Source organism: Salmonella sp. 32120201201600049SM (assembly GCF_017572835.1).
Classification (GTDB): domain Bacteria; phylum Pseudomonadota; class Gammaproteobacteria; order Enterobacterales; family Enterobacteriaceae; genus Salmonella; species Salmonella enterica.
The window spans coordinates 57,984-79,989 of sequence record NZ_JAGESA010000012.1; the positions used below are offsets into that span (position 1 = coordinate 57,984).

Genomic DNA, 22,006 nt, shown 5'->3' on the forward strand with positions numbered 1-22,006 from the left:
TAATCTTAGGGGGAGATATGATTAGCGCATTTGATATTTTTAAGATTGGCATTGGACCTTCAAGCTCCCATACCGTAGGGCCAATGAATGCAGGAAAATGTTTTATCGATCGGCTGATCGACAGCGGCGACCTGCCGCGAACGACGCGCATCACGGTTGATCTTTACGGATCGCTATCGCTGACGGGCAAAGGCCACGCGACCGATACCGCCGTCATTATGGGCCTGGCGGGCAATACGCCGCAGGATGTCAATATTGATAGCATTCCGGCGTTTATCCAGGAGGTTGCCCGCAGCAGCCGTTTATCGGTGGCGGGTGGCGCGCATGTGGTGGATTTTCCCGTCGCCGACAGTATTCTCTTTCACGCTGAAACCCTGGCGCGCCATGAAAACGGTATGCGTATTACCGCCTGGAACGGACAAGCGCCGCTTTTACACAAAACGTATTACTCTATTGGCGGCGGCTTTATTGTCGAAGAGGAGCGTTTTGGTCAGTCGCACGACGTAGAAAAATCGGTGCCGTATGATTTTCATTCCGCCAGCGAACTGTTGACGCTGTGTGAAAGACAGGGGCTCTCGGTTTCCGGCCTGATGATGCAAAATGAACTGGCGTTGCGGAGCAAAGAGCAGATTGACGCTGGCTTTGCCCGCATCTGGCAGGTGATGGCGACCGGAATTGAACGTGGCATGAATACTGAGGGCGTGCTGCCGGGGCCGCTGAACGTTCCACGCCGCGCGGTAGCGTTACGGCGTCTGCTGGTCTCCAGCGATAATCTCTCCCGCGATCCGATGAACGTCATCGACTGGATTAACATGTTCGCCCTGGCCGTGAGCGAAGAGAACGCGGCGGGCGGGCGAGTGGTCACCGCGCCGACCAACGGCGCGTGCGGCATTATTCCCGCGGTGCTGGCCTATTACGACAAATTCCGTCGTCCGGTCAATGCCAACTCTATCGCCCGCTATCTGCTGTCGGCGGGGGCGATTGGCATGCTGTACAAGATGAACGCCTCGATATCCGGCGCGGAAGTGGGGTGTCAGGGTGAGGTTGGCGTCGCGTGTTCGATGGCGGCGGCGGGGCTGACAGAACTGCTGGGCGGCAGCCCGGCGCAGGTCTGTATTGCGGCGGAAATTGCGATGGAGCATAACCTTGGCCTCACCTGTGACCCGGTGGCGGGTCAGGTACAAATCCCTTGTATTGAACGTAATGCGATTAACGCCGTTAAAGCGGTAAATGCGGCGCGAATGGCGCTACGCCGTACCTCTGAGCCGCGGGTTTCGCTCGATAAAGTGATCGAAACCATGTACGAAACGGGTAAAGACATGAACGACAAATATCGCGAGACGTCGCGCGGCGGTCTGGCGATTAAAGTCGTTTGTGGATAGGCCCGACAGGCGCAGAGTGAGCAGGCTATGGGACAACGCAGAAGACAGAAGCTGAGAAAAGGGCGCACCAATGTGCGCCCTTTTTTGTTGTGATGTGCGTCAAATAGAGAAAATAACAACATTAAACCAATAGTAAATAGAAAAGAATTCTTAACCCACAAGAAATGCAGGTGTTTTATTGGTAAGTTTTTCTCTTATCGTGCGCGTATGATTTTCTTATTACAAGAAAGTACCTGCACCTCACGTTCTGCATATCGCCTTGCTGCGGCACGAAAAATAAAAAAACCTCTACCTACACATTGAGCGAGAATTTTATGGAATCGGCTAGTAATACCAGCGTAATCCTCGACGCATCAGCCCCGGCGCGTCGGGCAGGGATGACAGAAAGCGAATGGCGTGAAGCCATCAAATTTGATAGTACCGACACCGGCTGGGTCATTATGAGTATCGGGATGGCGATCGGCGCAGGGATCGTTTTTCTTCCTGTCCAGGTTGGCCTGATGGGACTTTGGGTCTTTTTACTCTCTTCTATTATTGGTTATCCGGCTATGTACCTGTTCCAGCGGCTGTTTATTAATACGCTGGCGGAATCCCCGGAATGTAAAGACTACCCCAGCGTGATCAGCGGCTATCTGGGCAAAAACTGGGGTATTTTATTAGGCGCTCTGTACTTTGTAATGCTCGTCATCTGGATGTTCGTCTATTCTACGGCGATTACTAACGACAGCGCCTCTTATCTGCATACTTTCGGCGTAACGGAAGGATTACTTTCCGATAGTCCATTTTATGGTCTGGTGCTGATCTGCATCCTGGTAGCGATTTCCTCACGCGGTGAAAAATTACTGTTCAAAATCTCCACCGGCATGGTGCTGACCAAGCTACTGGTAGTGGCGGCGCTGGGCGTCTCTATGGTGGGTATGTGGCATCTGTATAACATTGGCGCGCTGCCGCCGATGGCCCTGCTGATTAAAAACGCCATTATTACCCTGCCATTTACGCTGACCTCGATTTTATTTATCCAGACGTTAAGCCCAATGGTGATCTCTTACCGTTCACGCGAAAAATCTATTGAGGTCGCACGCCATAAAGCGCTGCGTGCCATGAATATCGCGTTTGGCATCCTGTTCGTTACCGTATTTTTCTATGCGGTTTCCTTCACCCTGGCGATGGGGCATGACGAAGCGGTGAAAGCCTACGAGCAGAATATTTCCGCCCTGGCGATCGCCGCGCAATTTATTAGCGGCGATGGCGCTGGCTGGGTCAAAGTGGTTAGCGTAATTCTGAACATCTTTGCCGTCATGACCGCCTTCTTTGGCGTTTATTTAGGATTCCGCGAAGCGACGCAAGGCATTGTGATGAATATCCTGCGCCGCAAAATGCCCGCCGAGAAGATTAAGGAAAATCTGGTACAGCGCGGCATTATGATTTTCGCTATTTTGCTGGCCTGGAGCGCCATTGTGCTCAATGCGCCGGTACTGAGCTTCACCTCTATTTGTAGCCCTATCTTCGGTATGGTGGGCTGTTTAATTCCGGCATGGTTGGTCTACAAGGTTCCCGCATTGCACAAATATAAAGGCGCTTCGTTGTACCTGATTATTATTACCGGTCTGCTGCTATGCGTTTCTCCGTTCCTGGCATTCTCTTGATATACCTGAGATTAAGGTTGTTGTTATGTTTGAATCTAAAATAAATCCATTGTGGCAAAGTTTTATCCTGGCCGTACAGGAAGAAGTAAAACCGGCGCTGGGGTGTACTGAGCCAATTTCACTGGCGCTGGCAGCAGCGGCGGCGGCGGCTGAACTTGACGGCACAGTTGAACGCATTGACGCGTGGGTTTCGCCTAATCTGATGAAAAATGGTATGGGCGTTACCGTTCCAGGAACGGGAATGGTAGGGCTACCGATCGCCGCGGCGCTTGGCGCGTTGGGTGGTGATGCGAAAGCCGGGTTGGAGGTGTTAAAAGACGCTTCCGCTAAAGCCGTTGCCGATGCAAAAGCGATGCTGGCCGCCGGACATGTTGCAGTGATGTTGCAGGAGCCATGTAACGATATCCTGTTTTCACGGGCGAAAGTGTATAGCGGCGATAGCTGGGCATGTGTCACGATCGTCGGCGATCATACAAATATTGTGCGGATAGAAACCGACAAGGGCGTGGTATTTACCCAGGCCGATAATGCGCAGGAAGAAGAAAAAACCTCGCCACTGGGAGTGCTGTCTCATACCTCGCTGGAAGAGATCCTGGCGTTTGTGAATGCGGTGCCCTTTGACGCTATCCGCTTTATTCTGGATGCGGCCAGGCTAAACGGCGCGTTGTCGCAGGAGGGACTGCGTGGTTCCTGGGGGCTGCATATTGGTTCGACGCTGGCCAAACAGTGCGATCGCGGTCTGCTGGCGAAAGATCTCTCCACGGCGATTTTGATCCGTACCAGCGCGGCGTCAGACGCCAGAATGGGCGGTGCCACGTTGCCCGCGATGAGCAACTCCGGCTCCGGCAACCAAGGGATTACCGCCACGGTGCCAGTCATGGTGGTTGCTGAACATGTCGGCGCCGATGACGAGCGTCTGGCGCGCGCGCTAATGTTATCGCATTTGAGCGCTATCTATATTCACCATCAGCTTCCGCGTTTGTCGGCGCTGTGCGCGGCAACTACGGCGGCGATGGGCGCGGCAGCGGGTATGGCGTGGCTGATAGATGGTCGTTACGACACTATCGCAATGGCTATCAGCAGTATGATTGGTGATGTCAGCGGGATGATTTGCGATGGCGCGTCGAATAGCTGCGCGATGAAAGTCTCTACCAGCGCGTCGGCGGCGTGGAAAGCCGTACTGATGGCGTTGGATGATACGGCGGTGACCGGAAACGAAGGGATTGTGGCGCACAATGTCGAACAATCTATTGCGAATTTGTGTTCGCTGGCGTGTCGCTCAATGCAGCAGACAGACAAGCAGATCATCGAGATTATGGCCAGTAAAGCGCATTAATAATAACGCCCCGGCATGACGTCGGGGCAGCGTGTTGCCCGATGGCGCTGCGCTTATCGGGTCTATCTGTTATCAGCCGGAGCGGGCGCTTGCGCCGCCATCCGGCATGATTTCAGGCTGCGGCCTCTTCTTCTGCCAGCCGGGCTTCGGCGTCCGCCACGATGGCTTCCAGTTCGGTTAGCATCTCTTCATAGCCCAGCGGCACAGTGGCGCTCATCGCCTCCTGTACGGCAGGTTTTACCACGGGCTGACGTTTCTTCGCCGATTTTTTGCTCATCTTGCGACTCCTTTTCTGGCTGGCTACACCGGTAAATCTACCAGTAATGCGCGCAGCGGCGTATCGGCAACCAGCGTAATGTTAGGTTCATCACGAATAAATGCGCCATCTCCGCAGGTTAACGCCTCGCGTTCTTCGTTGTGCGTCATCGCGTGGAACGTACCGTGAATCGACTGCAAATAGGCGCGTGGCCCGTGAAGCTGGAAATTAAGCGATTCGCCTTTCTCCAGCGTAATATGATGTACCCATACCTGTTGGCGCAGTTGTAAGCTGTTTTGCTCACCGTCGGGCGAGGCAAGAAGCTGTTGTTGCGCCGCCAGGAGTGGGATTTTTTGTACCAGCGCGTTTTCCCGTTCAGGACAGGCGTCAAGCCACAGTTGCATTCGGGTTAACGGCTTAACTTTGCTGAGATTATGTTCGCTGTAGCTAATGCCCGGCTGCGCGGCGAGCAGTAACGCTTCGCCCGCTTTAGCCTGTACATGGTTGCCGTCGCTGTCGCGGTATTCCGCTTCGCCGTCCAGAATCAGGTTTAAAATATCCACCTTTGGATAAGTTCGAGGCTGAAAAGAGGCGCCCGGCGCCAGCACTTCCTGGTTCAGTACGCGCAACGACGCGTAGCCCAGCAGTGTAGGGTCGAAGTAGTGTCCAAAGGAGAAGGTATAGCGGGCCTGTAGCCATCCGTAGTCTGCCTGTCCACATTGTTTGGCGGTTCGGGTCGTAATCATCGTTATTAACCTCTCTTTACTTCCTTTTATGTTAAGGGGCTGGACGCTGCATTGTTAGCCAGATATTCTGCCCGGTATGTTCAAATTTCCTGAATGAGAACGTTATGGCTAAAGAGAGAGCGCTGACGCTTGAAGCATTGCGTGTGATGGACGCCATTGACCGCCGGGGCAGTTTTGCCGCAGCGGCTGATGAGTTGGGGCGGGTGCCCTCCGCGCTGAGTTACACCATGCAGAAGCTGGAAGAAGAGTTGGACGTTGTACTGTTCGATCGCTCCGGCCATCGTACAAAATTCACCAACGTCGGACGTATGCTGCTGGAACGCGGGCGGGTATTGCTGGAAGCGGCAGACAAGTTAACGACGGATGCTGAAGCGTTGGCCCGCGGTTGGGAAACGCATCTGACGCTGGTCACTGAAGCTCTGGTACCGACGCCTGCTTTTTTTCCGCTGATCGACCGGCTGGCCGCTAAAGCCAATACGCAGCTTTCATTGATTACCGAAGTACTGGCTGGCGCATGGGAGCGGCTTGAGCAGGGACGGGCGGATATCGTTATCGCCCCGGATATGCATTTTCGATCGTCGTCGGAAATTAACTCCCGTAAGTTGTATACGTTAATGAATGTGTATGTCGCCGCGCCTGACCACCCTATTCATCAGGAGCCGGAGCCGCTTTCGGAAGTGACGCGGGTTAAATACCGCGGCGTAGCGGTAGCGGATACCGCGCGCGAGCGGCCGGTATTAACGGTGCAACTGCTGGATAAGCAGCCACGTCTGACGGTAAGCACGATTGAAGATAAACGTCAGGCGCTGCTGGCCGGGCTTGGCGTCGCGACCATGCCATATTCGATGGTGGAACAGGATATTGCCGAAGGGCGGCTACGCGTGGTCAGCCCGGAATCGACCAGCGAAATCGATATTATTATGGCCTGGCGGCGCGACAGTATGGGGGAGGCAAAAGCCTGGTGCCTGCGGGAAATACCTAAGCTATTCGCCGGAAAATAAATAGCGCGCGGCGCTTTAAAAGCGGCGCCGCGCCGCCATCAGGAAAAACGTTTCGGATCGGGGCCGAAGCGGTTGTCGCCCGGCGTACCATTCTGGCAGTTGAACGCGATGATGATAAGCCAGCCGATAATGGGGATAAGTAGCAACAGTAGCCACCATGCGGAGCGGTCAGTGTCATGCAGACGACGGAACTGCACGGCCCACCACGGTAAAAAGATCAGAACGCCGTAAATGGTGGTCAGAACGCCTTCACCCCCGGCGCGTTGCCAGCCAAGCATGGCGTCCAGCAGGCCCAACACAAAGGTAAAGATGATATTGACCAGAATAAACATCCAGTACTCTTTGCGTCGCGCGCGGCCGCCAAATCCCAGATAATTTTTTAAAACCTTTAAATACCAATCCATTTTCGCCTCAATAATGGTTCAATCACTTGTTTTTAAAGTAATCAAACTAAGAATAGCCGCGAATGAAATGTTGGTAAATATTTGTGGTATTTATTAATAAGGCGTCCCGAAGGACGCCTGAAATTAGCCAAAGCGTACGTCGCGCCCGTGAGGTTCGAGCAGATCCTGCCACGGTCCGATAGAAATGATACCTGTGGGGTTAATCGTTTTATGGCTACGGAAATAGTGGTGACGAATATGGTCAAGATTAACGGTTTCAGCAATGCCCGGTATTTGATAGATATCGCGCAGGAAACCGTACAGATTCAGGTAGTCGCTGATTCGGTATTTGTCGCATTTGAAATGAGTCACGTAAACCGGATCAAAGCGTACCAGGGTCGTCCATAAGCGGATATCCGCCTCGGTCAACTGGTCGCCCGTCAGATAGCGGTGCTGTCCGAGAATCTGTTCCAGGCGCGCCAGCGCAGTAAATACCTTGTCTACCGCTTCATCATACGCTTGCTGGCTGGTGGCGAAGCCTGCTTTATAAACGCCGTTATTAACGTTGTCATAAATCCAGCCGTTTAACTCGTCAATTTTGCTTTGCAGCGCGGGGGGATAGTAATCCCCGGCTTTAGCGCCCAGCCCATCGAAAGCGGAGTTAAACATACGAATGATTTCGGCGGACTCGTTGCTGACGATAGTATGATTTTTTTTATCCCATAAGACCGGTACGGTGACGCGGCCGCTGTAGTGTGGATCGGCGTGCAGATACAACTGGTAGAGAAATTCATGCTGATAGAGGGTATCGCCGGTGGCCGCCGGAAAAGTATCATCAAACGTCCAGCCGTTTTCCAGCATCAATGGATTCACGACGGAAACCGGAATAAACGGCTCCAGACCTTTCAGTTTACGGAAAATGAGCGTGCGATGCGCCCAGGGGCAGGCAAGGGAAACGTACAGATGGTAACGATCTTTTTCTGCGGCGAATCCGCCTTCGCCGGAAGGTCCGGGCGCGCCGTCAGCGGTAAGCCAGTTGCGGAAAGCCGACGCTGAACGCTGAAATTTCCCCCCGGAAGATTTGGTGTCATACCAGGTGTCGTGCCAGACGCCATCGATCAGTTGTCCCATGTCTCTCTCCTTCAGATGACAAAAGCGAGGCGCTATTCCCTCGCTTTTTTAATTGAGTATAGATTGCTTACCACTTTTTATTCAGCAGACGGTCAAGGCTGAACGCGCCAGGCCCGGTTAACGCCAGTAATAAGAATCCGCCGGCAATGGTCAGGTTTTTCATAAACATCAGCGAGTTTACACCTTCTGCAAAATTGCTATGGAAGATCAATGCCGTCAGCAACGTAAAACCTGCGGTGAAAAGCGCAGTGGTGCGGGTGAGGAACCCCAGCAGAATCGCCAGACCGCCGCCGAACTCAAGCAGTATGGTGAGCGGCAGCAGGAATCCTGGTACGCCCATCGCTTCCATATACTGCTGTGTGCCCGCATAGCCGCTAATTTTTCCCCATCCTGCGGTAATAAACAGAACTGGCATTAAAATACGCGCTATCAGTACACCAACATCTTCTAATTTTTTCATTTTATTCTCCAGGAGGCCGATTCGGCTGCTGCTGCTATTTTCATGAGCAATGACGCGGTTTAGCGCGTCATTGTTATCGCTGGAGAGAATCATAAACGTGGCGTACAGGAATTGTTAGCAAGGAAAATTGCCAAATTTTTTCAAAAAATTTGAGTGATTGCTAAAGAGACGATATGCATAAAAGTATCGCGCTACCAGGTGATAACCTGATGGCGCGATGCTATAAAAGAAAAGATATTAACCGCGGAGCTGTTGTTGACGGAGGGTAGTTTTTACCAGGCGCCAGGCGCTCCAGATACCCAGGCCGCGTTTCGCCCAGCGTACCAACATATTAGGATGACGGATGGTCCAGATGGCCATTACGCTGCTACCGACCAGCGCCCAGGAGCGCAGGCTTAACACCGTATTCCAGCCGCGATCGTATGCGCCGGTGGTCTCCAGCCAGTCGCGACGGCTGGCGGACAGATCCAGCCGTTGCTGCTGGATCTGACTGAGAAGCAGCGCTTTACGTTTTTCGCGTTCGCCTTTGCTGCTCACGACTGATCGTCCTCCAGAATTTGCCGATCGTTAGCCAGTTCGTGCCGCGTATGGCGCAATAGCGTGGACTGACGCGCTTTGCGCAAAGTCCAGATGCCGCCGATTAGCGCAAGCACTAACAGCACAACTGTGGTAGCGATCATCGCGTTCAAACGGTACTGAGGATCGATAGCCCAGATGACCAGAACCATCAGGCTCATTAAGCCAAACGCCGCGAAGAGCATGGTAAGACCTACCATCAGCAAAAGCTGAAAGAGGTTCGCTTTCTCTTCTTCCAGTTCTACTACCGCCAGTCGCAGCCGGGTTTCCACCATCTCAACGATAATGGTGACAATCCGCTGCCCGATACCCAGTACGCTTTTGCCTGGTCCTTGTGCCTGTCGAGAGTCCGCCATAATTAACGACGCGTCAGCAGTACGCCCAACACCAGACCGACAGCGGCGCCAATGCCTACGCCTGTCCAGGGATTTTCGCGCACATAATCATCGGCGCGGGCGGCGGCGACGCGAGTCTGTTTGGCAATCACATCACCCGTTTCTCCCAGGCGGTAACGGCTCTCTTTCAGCGCGCGCTCGGCTTTGCTACGAATCTTACTCAACTCTTCTTTCGACTTTTCGCCCGAAGAGCTCAGCACTTCTTCGAGCGTATCGGTCAGGGATTTCAACTCAGCGCGCAGATGTTCCGTAGTGTTATCTTTCGACATAGTTTTCTCCAGGTGAGTGAGTATTTACATTCGGCGTTAATTTAGTAGTCTCTGGCCTCAAGTTTTTTTAGCTCATCCTGAGCCTCGGCCAGCTTACGTTCACGTTTGTCTATTTTATCCGCATCGCCTTTTGCTTTTGCCTCGGCTAAATCACGTTGGCGTTCGGCTACCTCTTCTTTTTGCTCAGCGATCTTTTTCTGATGCTCGGCGCGCAGCTTGCTGTCAGTACAATTGGCGCGTACTTCGCTGAGCGCCTTGTTCAGACCCTCAATACGGCGCTGATTGTTGTGCTTTTCAGCGTAGCTAATTTCCTTTTGTATATCCTGCTCTTTTTCCTGACAAAGCGAATTAGCGTAGCTGCCGGCGCTAAGCGTAAAAAGCGTGATAGCCAAAGCGATGCGGTATTTCATTCCTGAACTTTCCCTTATGTTCGGACCCGTTGTCCGGGGCGGTGATCCCGATAATAACGCGGTGGGTTAAGCACCGCTTTATTAATCATAGTCATTAAACAATGAAATCACCAAAGTGAGTGATATGATTCGGATTCCTGGAGGTTAGCCAAAGCGGTGTGAGCTTTCCCGTAAGCGGGACAACCACTGTACCGTTTCGTTGTCATCGTCCTGCTGAGCGACGACATAACCGTGTGGTAACGTTTGATCCAGTACCGTTTTTGCTGCGGCGCTTTGCGCAGGGGAATCGAAGGTAATGAGCAACATGTCATTTTTAGGCGTAATGCTTTTAAAATGAATGCCGTTCGCATCCAGATGATGCAGAACTGAGAAGCCGTCTGGCATACTGGCGCCCTGGTTAACCGCGCGAATGGCCAGCGTCGACTCTTGCTGACGCAGCGTTGACCACGCCATCATGAGTATGGTCAGCATCAGCAGAAAAGCGCTGATCCAAATGAGTTGTCGGGCAGTTATGCGTGGTTTAAGCATAAGTTATCCCCGGCTCCCATACTTCTTTTTCCACAGCATGACCAGTGAACCCGCCAGGCCAAAAAAGAGCAGCACCACGGGCAGCAGCATCAGGCATGACATTAGCTGATCTTCATACTTCATAAAGACGGGCGTTTTGCCCAGCAGATAGCCCAGCGACGTCAGGATAAGCACCCACAACAAGCCACTCATCCAGTTGAAAAACTGAAAGCGCGCGTTATTCAGGCCGGATATGCCGGCAATGGTGGGCAGCAGCGTTCTGACAAACGCGATAAAACGGCCTATCAATAATGCCGACAGGCCGTGTTTATGGAAAAGATGATGGGCGCGTTGGTGATAATGTGCGGGGAGATGAGAGAGCCAGTTTTGCACGGTGCGGGTATTCCCCAGCCAGCGGCCCTGAATATAGCTCACCCAGCAACCCAGGCTGGCCGCGACGGTAAGCAGCAAAATGGTTTGTGGAAAACCCATCGCGCCTTTGGCGATCAGCACGCCGACCAGGATCAACAGGCTGTCGCCAGGCAAAAAGGCGGCAGGGAGCAGCCCATTTTCCAGAAACAAAATCATAAATAACACAAAATATAACATGCCAATCATGGAAGGATTGGCCAGTGTTTCAAAGTCCTGAGCCCACAGGGCATTCAGCAATTGAGTCAGTAGTTCCATTCAGTATTCCTGGAGAATCGGTTAACGTCACGCCGGTGATCTGAGGTTTGCACTGCCGCAACAGAGTTGGAGTTTTTATCAGCGTTGCGGAAACGGCAAATTCGCGGCCTGAACTATTCCTTGTTAAGTTGTGAAGTAAGCAAGCACTAACACACAAAAATTCAAAATGCATCTAATTGTAACAAAGGTCAACGAAGTCCGTTATAGAAATTACGCGTCGTTGAGCTTTGATTTTGCTTATCGCAAAGGAGGGTGGCGAGAGGATTTACACAGGCTGACACTTTATACTGTACGCTGACCGAGCGCCGCGGCAGACGCCATCTACATATAACGTTACGCGAGGATGTCGCGCGTGAACATCAATTCGCTTTCCGTCACAGCCTATGGATTGGGAGATTCAGATCTATCGTTACGCCGGATGGCATACGCCATCCGGCATCAATAATCACTTAGCTACGCAAGGCGTTATTCGCCAGACGTTCGTCCTCTGCCTGGCAGGCTGCCGCAGTGAACAGAACATCGGTAGATGAGTTCAGCGCCGTTTCACACGAATCCTGCAATACGCCGATAATAAAGCCGACCGCTACTACCTGCATCGCGATATCGTTCGGGATGCCAAACATGTTGCACGCCAGCGGGATCAGCAGCAATGAACCGCCTGCCACGCCGGAGGCGCCGCAAGCACACAGCGAGGCCACCACGCTCAGCAGCAGCGCTGTAGGCAGATCCACCGGGACGCCTAACGTATGGACTGCCGCCAACGTCAGAACCGTAATGGTAATTGCCGCGCCGGCCATATTGATAGTGGCACCCAGCGGAATGGAAACGGAGTAAGTATCCTTGTCCAGATTCAGCTTTTCGCACAGCGCCATATTCACTGGAATATTGGCGGCAGAGCTGCGGGTAAAGAAGGCATAAACGCCGCTTTCACGCAGGCAGGCGAACACCAGCGGATAAGGGTTGCGACGAATTTTCCAGAATACCAACAGCGGGTTGACCACCAGCGCGACCAGCAGCATACAGCCAATCAAGACGACCAGCAGGTGCGCATAGCCCCACAGGGTGGAGAAGCCGGTGGTTGCAAGCGTTGATGAAACCAGACCAAAAATACCGACTGGCGCGAAACGGATCACCAGTTTCACCATAAAGGTCACGGCGTTAGACATATCGTTCACGAGGTTTTTGGTGGTTTCATTGCCATGACGCAGGGCAAATCCCAGACCGACGGCCCACACCAGAATCCCGATATAGTTAGCGTTCAGCAGCGCGTCGATGGGGTTCGACACCATGCTCATCAGTAGACCGCGCAAGACTTCTACAATGCCGGACGGCGGCACGATATCCTGGGCGCTACTGGACAGATGCAGCGTTGAAGGGAAGGCGAAGCTGAACACAACGGCCGCCAGCGCGGCTGAAAAGGTGCCTAGCAGGTAAAGAAAGAGAATAGGGCGAATATTGGTTTTTTGACCGTGCTGGTGGTTGGCGATCGAGGCCATTACCAGCATCAGCACCAGAACGGGGGCGACCGCTTTTAAGGCGCCGACGAACAGGGTGCCAAGCAAGCCAACCGCTTCCGCCGCAGGCTTAGAAATCCATGCCAGTAAAATCCCCAGTACCAGACCCACTAAAATTTGTTTAACCAGACTGCCTTGCGCTAAACGCTGCAGTAGCCCTGATGCTCGTTGCGTAGCCATTTCATATTCCTTGTATTGTGTTGCTGGTCATCCCCTGCACGCTCTTACGGCGCATCTTTCAGGATGTAACAAAGTGTTTGCCTGGTTGAGTATAAGGAAAGTTGAAGGTTCGGGAAGCGAAATATCCTGGATTTTTTGCTGTGATCATGTTTTATAACTTTATATTAACAGTATTGTGACATGTTAAACAAAAACGCCCGGCAGGTGTGCGCTGCCGGGCGTTTTTGATGGGGCAGGTTTACCCCGATAAAAGATTATTGCGCTCGTAGTTTCTTATCGCGCTGATGGTTAACCCAGGCGTTAATCACCAGCGTAATGGTCAGAATGCCAAACACTACGCCCAGCGAAATCGCGATAGGAATATGGTAGAAGTCGACGATCAGCATCTTAATGCCGATAAAGACCAGAATGACCGCCAGACCATATTTCAGCATCGAGAAGCGTTCCGCCACGCCGGACAGCAGGAAGTACATCGCGCGCAGTCCTAAGATGGCAAACAGGTTAGAGGTCAGTACGATGAACGGGTCGGTAGTGACCGCAAAGATCGCCGGAATACTGTCAACGGCGAAGATCACATCGCTGAACTCAACCATAATCAGCACCAGCAGCAGCGGCGTGGCATACAGCAGGCCGTTTTTACGTACGAAAAAGTGCTCGTTCTCGATCGTATCAGTCATGCGCAGATGCCCGCGCAGCCAACGCACCATCGGTTTTTCGCCAATGCCGGATTCGTCTTCCTTCGCCAGCGCCATTTTTACGCCGGTAAACAGCAGGAAGGCGCCGAACACATACAGCAGCCATTCGAACTGAGTGATAAGCCAGGTACCGGCGAAAATCATGATAGTACGCAACACGATCGCGCCAAGAACCCCATACACCAGCACCCGGCGTTGCAGAGCCGGAGGGACGGAGAAATAGCTAAACAGCATCAGCCAGACAAAGACGTTATCTACGGCCAGCGACTTTTCAATCAGATAGCCGGTAAGGAACGCTAATGCCTGCGGGTCAGCAACTTCGCGCCCTTGCGTTTCAGCCAGATACCACCAGAAAGCGGCGTTAAACAGTAGCGAGAGCGTTACCCACAGGATTGACCATCCTGCTGCTTGTTTCATCGACATAGCATGTGCGCCGCGGCGTCCCTGCAACAACAGGTCGATGGATAGCATTATCACCACAACAACCGCGAATCCACCCCATAATAATGGCGTACCAACAGTATTCATTATTTCTCCCTATGCAAAAAAAAAACGGCTAACGCCGAATGGCATTAGCCGTTGCTTTTATGCATAGACCTTGCCATTCGGCAAGGTCTCACTTACAACAATAAAGGAATACGCTGACGCATTCCTTTATGGCTGCCCGGTGACCGGATGTGGTTTTGCACACATCGTAATGACGATCGACCGGCAATGAAGTTACTCCCCTTTGCGCGTAACAAAGTATGACAGGCCACGCGTAGAGTCAATGACCTGTAACATATGATTTACATAATTTTACGCAGTAAGGGGATGAGTCAGATCGTCCGCCGGGAAGATGACCCCGGTTTGACGGCGTATTTCTGTCAGCCATTTTGCCGTGGCGCGACTTAGCGACAACCCCGGATGTTCCACGGCGTGGTTTTCAATAAGCTGGGCAAACGCCCCGGCTTCATACAGCATGGTATTAATATGCTGAGGCTGGGTCAGATCCTGCATCAGCGCGCCGCGCGGCGCAAAACACACTTTCTGGCATTCCGACAGCTTTTCAATGACCAGCGATCCCCTCTCGCCCTGAATTTCACTGGCCAGTACCGAGTCGCTGACTTTGGAATGCTGTAGCGTGACGCTAAAATCGCCGTAATCCATAACCACGACGCCGTGCGCATCTACTCCGCTTTCCAATAAATTCGCCGACGCCTGAACGCTGCGCGGCTCGCCCCATAGCGCGATCGCCGACGCCAGACAGTAATACCCGATATCCATAATCGAACCATTGGAGAAGGCCGGATTAAACGTATTCGGATTTTCACCGTTCAGATAGCGCTGATAACGTGAAGAGTACTGGCAGTAATTTAGGAATGCTTTGTGCATTCTGCCGATTTTCGGCAACGATTCCCGCAGCAGCAGGAAGTTGGGCAGGCAGGCGGTTTTAAAGGCTTCAAACAGTACCCGCTGATTATCGCGCGCGCAGGCGATAGCGGCATCAACCTCCGCCAGGTTAGAAGCCAGCGGCTTTTCGCACATGACATGTTTTTTATGCTGCAAAAAGCGCTGCGTCTGGGAGAAATGCAGGGAATTCGGGCTGGCGATATAAACCGCCTCAATCGCGTCGCTTTGCGCCATCGCTTCCAGCGAGGTAAACAGATGCTCGACGGGATAATCATTTGCGAAAGACTGCGCCTGTTCAAGACTACGGGAGTAAACGGCGGCGAGCCTGAATTTGCCGGTTTCATGGGCGGCGTCGACAAACTGGCGCGTGATCCAGTTAGTCCCAATTACAGCGAAACGTATCATAAACGTCAGCGGACTCCAGAAAGGGATTTTTCGTCAATGTAGCACGCCTTTCCGCCCTTGCCAGTGCGCTGCGACGCACTCTGGCATTTTACTGGCGAGAAGGGCACCCGTGTGCGCTATCAGCCCCAATAGTGACGCCAGCGCCCAGATATTTAGGCTGACGGTGCAAAATTTTGGCATCCAGCACCGCGCTAACCCGCGCCAGCTTTTCCCGAAGTCGTGTGTAGGTTCCGTGCCTTTTATTCAGATCCGGCGCGTTAACGCCGATAGCGTCTATGCCATATTGTTGCGCCAGCCAGATCGCCCGTTGATTATGGAATGCTTGCGAGATAATCGTAATGCGGCTTTCGCCAAACACTTTCCGGGCGCGAACCACGGAGTCCAGCGTGGAGAATCCGGCATAATCACAAAAAATGGCCGCTTCCGGCACACCTTTCGCTATCAGCGCCTGCTGCATCGCCGAAGGTTCATCGTACTCTTTTTTGCCATTATCGCCGCTGACTAACAGCCACTTCACTTTACCGGCGTGATACAACGCGGCGGCAGTATTAATCCGCCGGGTAAAATACCGATTGCCGGGTTTAGCGCCTAACACCAGCCCGACGTTGCGGGCGGGAACGGTCTGAATGTCATTCCATGTCAGATGCTGTGAGGCGTTGACGATAAGCCAGTTGGAATAGAAAAGCGCGACGCCTGCTGCGACAAGCAGAAAACACGCCACTGTTAACGCCCGGCGTGTAAAACAGAGGCGGCGGATAAAACGGGCACATTGTGAGAGCATGGTTGTTGCGCGGTTCCGTTGGCGGTGGATAAAAAATACCCTCTACAGATCGTCATCCTTGACGTGGCGGCAGGCAATGAGCGAAATGTGAACGCGTCGATTTTATGCCCACGCCGTTAAAAAGATACGGGGGAAGGGGCATTTTCAGAATTTATTGTGCCGACAGCGCCTGATGCGTCAGCCACAGGCGCGTATCAAACTCCAGTTGATGGTACTGCGGCTCCATATGGCAACAGAGCTGATAAAACGCTTTGTTATGATCTTTCTCTTTCAGGTGTGCCAGTTCGTGAACCACAATCATCCGTAAGAATGGCTCCGGGGCGTTGCGAAACACGGTGGCGACGCGGATCTCCGCCTTTGCCTTGAGCTTGCCGCCCTGAACGCGCGAGACAGCGGTATGCAGTCCCAGCGCATTTTTCAGCACATGGATCTTGCTGTCATACATCACTTTATTGATGGGCGGCGCATTGCGCAGAAACTGACTTTTCAGTTCCTGAGTATAGTGATATAGCGCTTTGTCAGTAGCGTAATCATGCGCGCCGGGATAACGTTTTTCCAGCACCGCCCCCAGGCGCTGCTCGGCGATTAAGGCGCGCACCTGGGCAAGGAGATGTTCCGGATACCCCTGAAGGTAAGTTAGTGAGGTCATCAAAGCTCCATGTTGCTGATAAAAAGTGTATACTCACGCACCCTTTTCAGGGATAACGCCGCAATTTTACCATTCAGGAGGCCTAATGAGCCACGTAGACGATGGTTTCCGTTCACTGACGCTGAAACGTTTTCCGCAAACGGATGATGTTAACCCGCTTCTGGCGTGGGAGGCGGCCGATGAGTATCTGCTGCAACAGTTGGATGAGACGGAAATTCGCGGCCCGGTGCTGATCCTGAATGATACGTTTGGCGCGCTAAGCTGTGCGCTGGCGGAGCATTCGCCATACAGTATTGGCGATTCGTATTTAAGCGAACTGGGTACGCGAGAGAATTTACGCCATAACGGCATCGCGGAGTCCAGCGTAACGTTTCTCGACAGTACCGCTGACTACCCGCAGGCGCCGGGCGTGGTATTGATTAAGGTACCGAAAACGCTGGCGTTGCTGGAACAGCAGTTACGCGCTTTGCGTAAGGTCGTTACGGCGCAAACGCGTATTATCGCCGGCGCGAAAGCGCGAGATATTCATACCTCTACGCTGGAACTGTTTGAAAAAGTGCTGGGCCCAACCACGACGACGCTGGCGTGGAAGAAAGCGCGCCTGATTAACTGTACCTTCAGTCATCCGCAACTGGCCGACGCGCCGCAAACGCTAAGCTGGAAACTGGAAGATACAGGCTGGACGATTCACAACCACGCGAATGTGTTTTCTCGTACCGGATTGGATATCGGCGCGCGCTTCTTTATGCAGCATTTGCCGGAAAACCTCGACGGGGAGATTGTCGATCTCGGCTGCGGCAATGGGGTGATTGGCCTGAGCTTACTGGCGAAAAATCCGCAGGCGAACGTGGTATTTGTCGATGAATCGCCGATGGCGGTAGATTCCAGCCGTTTGAATGTAGAAACGAACCTGCCGGAAGCGTTCGAGCGCTGCGAATTTATGATCAACAACGCGCTCTCCGGCGTGGAGCCGTTCCGTTTTAACGCTGTGTTCTGCAACCCGCCGTTCCACCAGAAACATGCGCTGACGGATAATATCGCCTGGGAGATGTTCCATCATGCCCGCCGCTGCCTGAAAATCAACGGCGAACTGTATATTGTGGCGAACCGCCATCTGGACTATTTCCACAAGCTGAAGAAGATTTTCGGTAATTGCGCGACGATAGCAACCAACAATAAATTTGTTATTTTGAAAGCGGTGAAGCAGGGACGCCGTCGATAAGGCGCTCAAGCGTCATACCGGCCTATAAAACCGGTATGACGGCGTAAGCCCGACAAGCGCAGCGCCATCAGGCAAAGTCGTTAAATCTCCAGCGCCAGTCGGGTGCCCTGGGCAATCGCCCGTCGGGCATCCAGCTCCATCGCGACATCGCATCCGCCGATAAGATGTACCGTTTTACCTGCGGCGCGTAACGGGTCCGCCAGTTCACGGCGAGGTTCCTGTCCGGCGCAGATCACCACATGATCCACTTCCAGCAACTGCGGTTCGCCGCCGATCAAGAGATGTAATCCGTCGTCGTCGATCTTCTGGTAACTGACCGCCGGGATCATCTTCACGCCGCGCGCCAGTAACGTCGCGCGATGGATCCAGCCGGTGGTTTTTCCTAATCCTTCGCCCGGCTTGCTGGCTTTGCGTTGCAGCATGACGATTTGCCGTGGACTACGTGCCAGGCGTGGGCCTTCCGGGCGCAGACCTCCTGCCTGTTGCAGGCTGGTATCAATTCCCCATTCCGTACAAAATTCAGCAATATTTTGGCTGGTGGATTCGCCGTGCTGGCTCAGATACATGGCCGTGTCAAAACCGATCCCGCCGCAGCCGATGATCGCCACTCGCTTACCAACCGGCGCTTTATCGCGCAATACCTCCAGGTAGGTCAATACTTTTGGATGATCGATACCGTCTATCGGCGGGCGGCGCGGTACTATTCCACAGGCGAGGATCGCTTCGTCAAACGGCTGAAGATCCTCTGCGTGCACCTGTTGGTTTAGTTTCAGCGTAACGCCAGTAACATCGATCATTCGACGGTAGTAGCGCAGCGTTTCGTAAAACTCCTCTTTACCCGGGATCTGCCTGGCGATAGTAAACTGACCGCCAATTTCACTCTGGGCGTCAAACAGCGTGACATGATGGCCGCGCGACGCGGCGTTAATCGCGAAAGCCAGCCCCGCCGGGCCTGCGCCGACAACGGCCAGATTCTTTTTGCGTATGGCCGGCGTTATCGGCATGTGGGTTTCGTGACAGGCGCGCGGGTTCACCAGACAGGAGGTCACTTTGCCGATGAAGATCCGATCCAGACAGGCCTGATTACAGCCGATACAGGTGTTGATCTCATCTGCGCGTCCGGATTGCGCTTTAGTCAGGAATTCAGCATCGGCAAGGAAGGGACGCGCCATCGACACCATATCGGCATCGCCGCGCGTCAGGATCGTCTCGGCGACCTGCGGATCGTTAATGCGATTGGTCGCGATCAGCGGAACCGACACATGACCTTTGAGTTTCCGTGTCACCCAGCTAAAGGCGCCACGCGGTACTGGCGTGGCGATGGTCGGGATTCGCGCCTCATGCCAGCCAATGCCGGTATTAATTAGGCTTGCGCCTGCGGCTTCAATGGCTTGCGCCAGTTGTACCGTTTCGTCGAACGTGCCGCCATTTTCCACCAGATCGAGCATCGACAGGCGATAGATAATAATAAAGTCGTTCCCTACCCGCTGGCGTACCGCGCGTACTACCTCAACCGCGAAGCGCATACGGCTGGCATAGTCGCCGCCCCATTCGTCATCACGATGGTTAGTTCGCCGGGTGAGAAATTCATTAATCAGATAGCCCTCTGATCCCATCACCTCTACGCCATCGTAGCCTGCTTCCCGCGCCAGTTGCGCGCAATGCGCGAAGTCGTCGATTAACTGCAAGATTTCATCATGCGTCAGTTCATGCGGCATAAAGCGGTTGATTGGCGCCTGAATTGCCGACGGCGCGACCAGGTGCGGCTGATAGCTGTAACGTCCGGTGTGCAGAATTTGCAGCGCGATTTTACCGCCTTGCGCATGTACGGCATCGGTCACCACGCGGTGAGACGTTAACTGGCTGGCATCGTTCAGCATCGCGCCGCCGGTCATCACGACCCCGGAGGGAACGGGCGCAATACCGCCAGTGACGATTAACGCTACGCCGTGTCGCGCGCGCTCGGCATAAAATGCCGCCAGGCGTTCAGCGCCATCAGGATGTTCTTCCAGACCCGTGTGCATCGATCCCATCAGCACACGGTTTCTGAGAGTAGTAAAGCCCAGATCGAGCGGGGCGAACAGCGACGGGTAGCTCATAAGCGTATCCAGTATGTAAAATTATTGTTATGTGGTCGGATGAGTTACTACTGTAGCCGTCGCGAGGTAAAAGGGAAAAGGGGAATGTGGTGATTGTGATGGGATTCAAAAAAGAGGCCGCGACCCGGGGAAAACAGGCCGGATAAGCATAGTGCTATCCGGCATCGTTTTTAAACCTCTTCAACGCTCACCTGCATCGCCGCCAGCGCATTACGCGCTGATTTCAATACCTGTTCGCACAGTTCAATGGTTAGCGTGAGCGGTGGCTCAATACGAATTGTTTTCGCATTATTCAGCGTACCAGCGACCAGCACGCGTTGACGGAACATCTCACTGGCAAAACGGTAGCCCGTTTCGTTATCGACAAATTCAATGGCCATCAACATACCTTTGCCGCGAGCATCGTGTACCAGATTGGGATATTCACGCGCAAGTTGTCGAAAACCATCCAGGAGCGTATCGCCTTTTTGTTCCGCCTGGGCCGGGAGATTTTGCTCCAGCAGGACGTTAATGGTCGCCAGCGCGGCAGCACAAGCCAGCGGATTACCGCCAAAAGTGGTGGTATGCAGGAAGGGGTTGTCGAACAGAACCGAAAACACCTCTTCAGTCGCGATGGTGGCGCCAACCGGCATCACGCCGCCGCCCAGGGCTTTCGCCAGACACAGAATATCAGGCTGCACATTTTCGTGCTCGCAGGCAAACATCTTGCCGGTACGCCCCATGCCGGTTTGTACTTCATCCAGAATCATCAGCGCGCCGAATTCGTCACAGAGCTTACGTACCTCTGTCAGGTATCCCTGCGGCGGCAGGATCACGCCGCCTTCACCCTGAATAGGCTCCAGAATCACGGCTGCTATCTCGTCGCCCGTTTTTTTGCCTTCGCTAAATGCCATGCTCATCGCGTCGATATTGCCAAACGGCACATGGCGGAAGCCCGGCAGTAAAGGCATAAAGGGTCTGCGGAAGGTGGATTTGGCCGTGGCGGAGAGCGCGCCCAATGATTTGCCATGAAATGCGCCGCTGGTGGCGATAAAGGTAAACTTGCCGCGCGGCGACTGATACGCTTTTGCCAGTTTTAGCGCCGCTTCGACGGATTCGGTGCCGCTGTTACAGAAAAAGCTGTACTTGAGTTTCCCCGGTGTCAGCGCCGCCAGCGTTTTTGCCAGCATCGCCCGCAAGGGATCAAGTAACTCCTGGCTGTGGAGAGGTTGTTTTGCGAGTTGATTCTGGACGGCGGATACCACAACAGGATTACGGTGCCCCACGTTAAAGATGCCAAACCCCCCAAGACAGTCGATAAACTCCTGCCCCTGGGTGTCGACAAGCGTATTCAAACTGCCCGCTTGCCACTCTACGGCTCCGTAATCCCCGCCGGCGGTAACAGATTTCCGGTATTCCAGAAATCCTGGATTTACATGCTCTTTAAAGTAGTCAATGACCTCTCGGTTTAGTGCTTTCATTTCCTCATGGTTTAGCGTTCGCTTCTCGATGAGATTCAGTGCGTGCGCGCTACAGGCCAAAGCCGATGCGCTGGAAGGTAACCTGTTCAAAATGAGCTCCAGAGGGCCGTGTATCACATGATACTGAATTAAGTATTGCAGGGATTAGCGGGGGTCTAAGCCCATAGTGAAAATCGGGATAAACACCAGTAATAATCACATTTACACAACATTTAATATTGTGTGTTAACAGTTGGATGCATTTTGAGCAGATCTTGTTTTACGGTTTACGGTGTGTTGCGTTAGCGGCGGCGTGAGAAAAAGGTGAGCCAGGGCAGATTTTAAAGAAAAAGGTTGTCCACGCTAAACAATTTCATAATGAAAATAAGGCGCAGGATGAGGTGAAAATCGTACAAATATTAAGGATTAATCGCAAATTGCGATC

At 53.2% G+C, this 22,006-nt stretch carries 23 protein-coding genes; 5 read left to right on the forward strand and 18 right to left on the reverse strand.

What is annotated here, in order from left to right:
• The first annotated feature begins 17 nt into the window (after nt 1–17).
• The 3 genes from tdcG (at nt 18) to J4650_RS19295 (ending at nt 4,364) form a co-directional block, all read left to right on the forward strand.
• Nucleotides 18–1,382: an L-serine ammonia-lyase gene (gene tdcG, locus J4650_RS19285; RefSeq protein WP_000622084.1), complete on the forward strand. Its 1,365-nt coding sequence runs from the start codon at nt 18–20 to the stop codon at nt 1,380–1,382.
• A 314-nt stretch (nt 1,383–1,696) separates the two neighbouring features.
• Entirely contained in the window at nt 1,697–3,028 is a 1,332-nt protein-coding gene (locus J4650_RS19290; protein ID WP_000443187.1) for an amino acid permease, read from the forward strand.
• A 25-nt stretch (nt 3,029–3,053) separates the two neighbouring features.
• The gene (locus tag J4650_RS19295; RefSeq protein ID WP_000463070.1) at nt 3,054–4,364 is read left to right on the forward strand and encodes a serine dehydratase subunit alpha family protein; all 1,311 of its coding nucleotides are present in this window, start codon (nt 3,054–3,056) and stop codon (nt 4,362–4,364) included.
• Between the two features lie 112 nt (nt 4,365–4,476).
• On the opposite strand, the gene J4650_RS19300 is transcribed toward J4650_RS19295, so the two are convergent.
• Nucleotides 4,477–4,641 carry a hypothetical protein gene (locus J4650_RS19300; RefSeq protein WP_000039326.1) on the reverse strand — a complete coding sequence of 55 codons (165 nt, stop codon included), beginning with the start codon at nt 4,639–4,641 and terminating at the stop codon, nt 4,477–4,479.
• Between the two features lie 23 nt (nt 4,642–4,664).
• Complete coding sequence (locus J4650_RS19305; RefSeq protein ID WP_000633549.1) at nt 4,665–5,366, reverse strand: pirin family protein; 702 nt, start codon at nt 5,364–5,366, stop codon at nt 4,665–4,667.
• Between the two features lie 104 nt (nt 5,367–5,470).
• On the opposite strand from J4650_RS19305, the gene yhaJ reads away from it, so the two are divergent.
• Entirely contained in the window at nt 5,471–6,367 is an 897-nt protein-coding gene (yhaJ, locus tag J4650_RS19310; RefSeq protein WP_001041026.1) for a DNA-binding transcriptional regulator YhaJ, read from the forward strand.
• Between the two features lie 38 nt (nt 6,368–6,405).
• On the opposite strand, the gene J4650_RS19315 is transcribed toward yhaJ, so the two are convergent.
• The 14 genes from J4650_RS19315 to J4650_RS19380 form a co-directional block, all read right to left on the reverse strand.
• Nucleotides 6,406–6,771: a DUF805 domain-containing protein gene (locus tag J4650_RS19315; protein ID WP_000384139.1), complete on the reverse strand. Its 366-nt coding sequence runs from the start codon at nt 6,769–6,771 to the stop codon at nt 6,406–6,408.
• A gap of 123 nt (nt 6,772–6,894) precedes the next feature.
• Complete coding sequence (locus J4650_RS19320; protein ID WP_000531159.1) at nt 6,895–7,881, reverse strand: glutathione S-transferase family protein; 987 nt, start codon at nt 7,879–7,881, stop codon at nt 6,895–6,897.
• A 67-nt stretch (nt 7,882–7,948) separates the two neighbouring features.
• Nucleotides 7,949–8,341: a DoxX family protein gene (locus J4650_RS19325; protein ID WP_001592732.1), complete on the reverse strand. Its 393-nt coding sequence runs from the start codon at nt 8,339–8,341 to the stop codon at nt 7,949–7,951.
• 237 nt (nt 8,342–8,578) lie between these two features.
• Nucleotides 8,579–8,878, reverse strand: a complete 300-nt coding sequence (locus J4650_RS19330; protein WP_000095496.1) for a YqjK family protein — start codon at nt 8,876–8,878, stop codon at nt 8,579–8,581.
• Nucleotides 8,875–9,273: a phage holin family protein gene (locus J4650_RS19335; RefSeq protein WP_000785626.1), complete on the reverse strand. Its 399-nt coding sequence runs from the start codon at nt 9,271–9,273 to the stop codon at nt 8,875–8,877. Before J4650_RS19335 ends, J4650_RS19330 begins: the two co-directional genes overlap by 4 nt.
• Nucleotides 9,274–9,275: 2 nt before the next feature.
• Entirely contained in the window at nt 9,276–9,581 is a 306-nt protein-coding gene (locus J4650_RS19340; RefSeq protein WP_000031219.1) for a YqjD family protein, read from the reverse strand.
• Between the two features lie 41 nt (nt 9,582–9,622).
• Nucleotides 9,623–9,991, reverse strand: coding sequence for a DUF1090 domain-containing protein (locus J4650_RS19345; RefSeq protein ID WP_000877297.1), 369 nt, complete (start codon nt 9,989–9,991; stop codon nt 9,623–9,625).
• 144 nt (nt 9,992–10,135) lie between these two features.
• Entirely contained in the window at nt 10,136–10,519 is a 384-nt protein-coding gene (gene mzrA / locus J4650_RS19350) for an EnvZ/OmpR regulon moderator MzrA (protein ID WP_000917512.1), read from the reverse strand.
• Nucleotides 10,520–10,522: 3 nt separating this feature from the next.
• Complete coding sequence (gene yqjA / locus J4650_RS19355) at nt 10,523–11,185, reverse strand: DedA family general envelope maintenance protein YqjA (RefSeq protein WP_000422141.1); 663 nt, start codon at nt 11,183–11,185, stop codon at nt 10,523–10,525.
• Nucleotides 11,186–11,634: 449 nt separating this feature from the next.
• Nucleotides 11,635–12,879: a serine/threonine transporter SstT gene (gene sstT / locus J4650_RS19360; RefSeq protein ID WP_023993925.1), complete on the reverse strand. Its 1,245-nt coding sequence runs from the start codon at nt 12,877–12,879 to the stop codon at nt 11,635–11,637.
• A 254-nt stretch (nt 12,880–13,133) separates the two neighbouring features.
• Nucleotides 13,134–14,102, reverse strand: coding sequence for a TerC family protein (locus tag J4650_RS19365; protein ID WP_001098833.1), 969 nt, complete (start codon nt 14,100–14,102; stop codon nt 13,134–13,136).
• 270 nt (nt 14,103–14,372) lie between these two features.
• Nucleotides 14,373–15,371 carry a Gfo/Idh/MocA family oxidoreductase gene (locus J4650_RS19370; RefSeq protein WP_000617682.1) on the reverse strand — a complete coding sequence of 333 codons (999 nt, stop codon included), beginning with the start codon at nt 15,369–15,371 and terminating at the stop codon, nt 14,373–14,375.
• A gap of 88 nt (nt 15,372–15,459) precedes the next feature.
• On the reverse strand, nt 15,460–16,152 hold the full coding sequence (locus J4650_RS19375) for a vancomycin high temperature exclusion protein (RefSeq protein WP_000951045.1): 693 nt from the start codon (nt 16,150–16,152) through the stop codon (nt 15,460–15,462).
• 151 nt (nt 16,153–16,303) lie between these two features.
• Nucleotides 16,304–16,801: a M48 family metallopeptidase gene (locus tag J4650_RS19380; protein ID WP_000202966.1), complete on the reverse strand. Its 498-nt coding sequence runs from the start codon at nt 16,799–16,801 to the stop codon at nt 16,304–16,306.
• Nucleotides 16,802–16,886: 85 nt separating this feature from the next.
• Here J4650_RS19380 and rlmG point away from each other — a divergent pair, with 85 nt between their 5' ends.
• Complete coding sequence (gene rlmG / locus J4650_RS19385) at nt 16,887–18,023, forward strand: 23S rRNA (guanine(1835)-N(2))-methyltransferase RlmG (RefSeq protein WP_000019989.1); 1,137 nt, start codon at nt 16,887–16,889, stop codon at nt 18,021–18,023.
• Between the two features lie 80 nt (nt 18,024–18,103).
• On the opposite strand, the gene J4650_RS19390 is transcribed toward rlmG, so the two are convergent.
• Both J4650_RS19390 and ygjG read right to left on the reverse strand, forming a co-directional pair.
• Complete coding sequence (locus J4650_RS19390; protein ID WP_023993924.1) at nt 18,104–20,122, reverse strand: NADPH-dependent 2,4-dienoyl-CoA reductase; 2,019 nt, start codon at nt 20,120–20,122, stop codon at nt 18,104–18,106.
• Nucleotides 20,123–20,292: 170 nt separating this feature from the next.
• Complete coding sequence (gene ygjG, locus J4650_RS19395) at nt 20,293–21,672, reverse strand: putrescine aminotransferase (RefSeq protein ID WP_072100844.1); 1,380 nt, start codon at nt 21,670–21,672, stop codon at nt 20,293–20,295.
• Between the last annotated feature and the right edge of the window lie 334 nt (nt 21,673–22,006).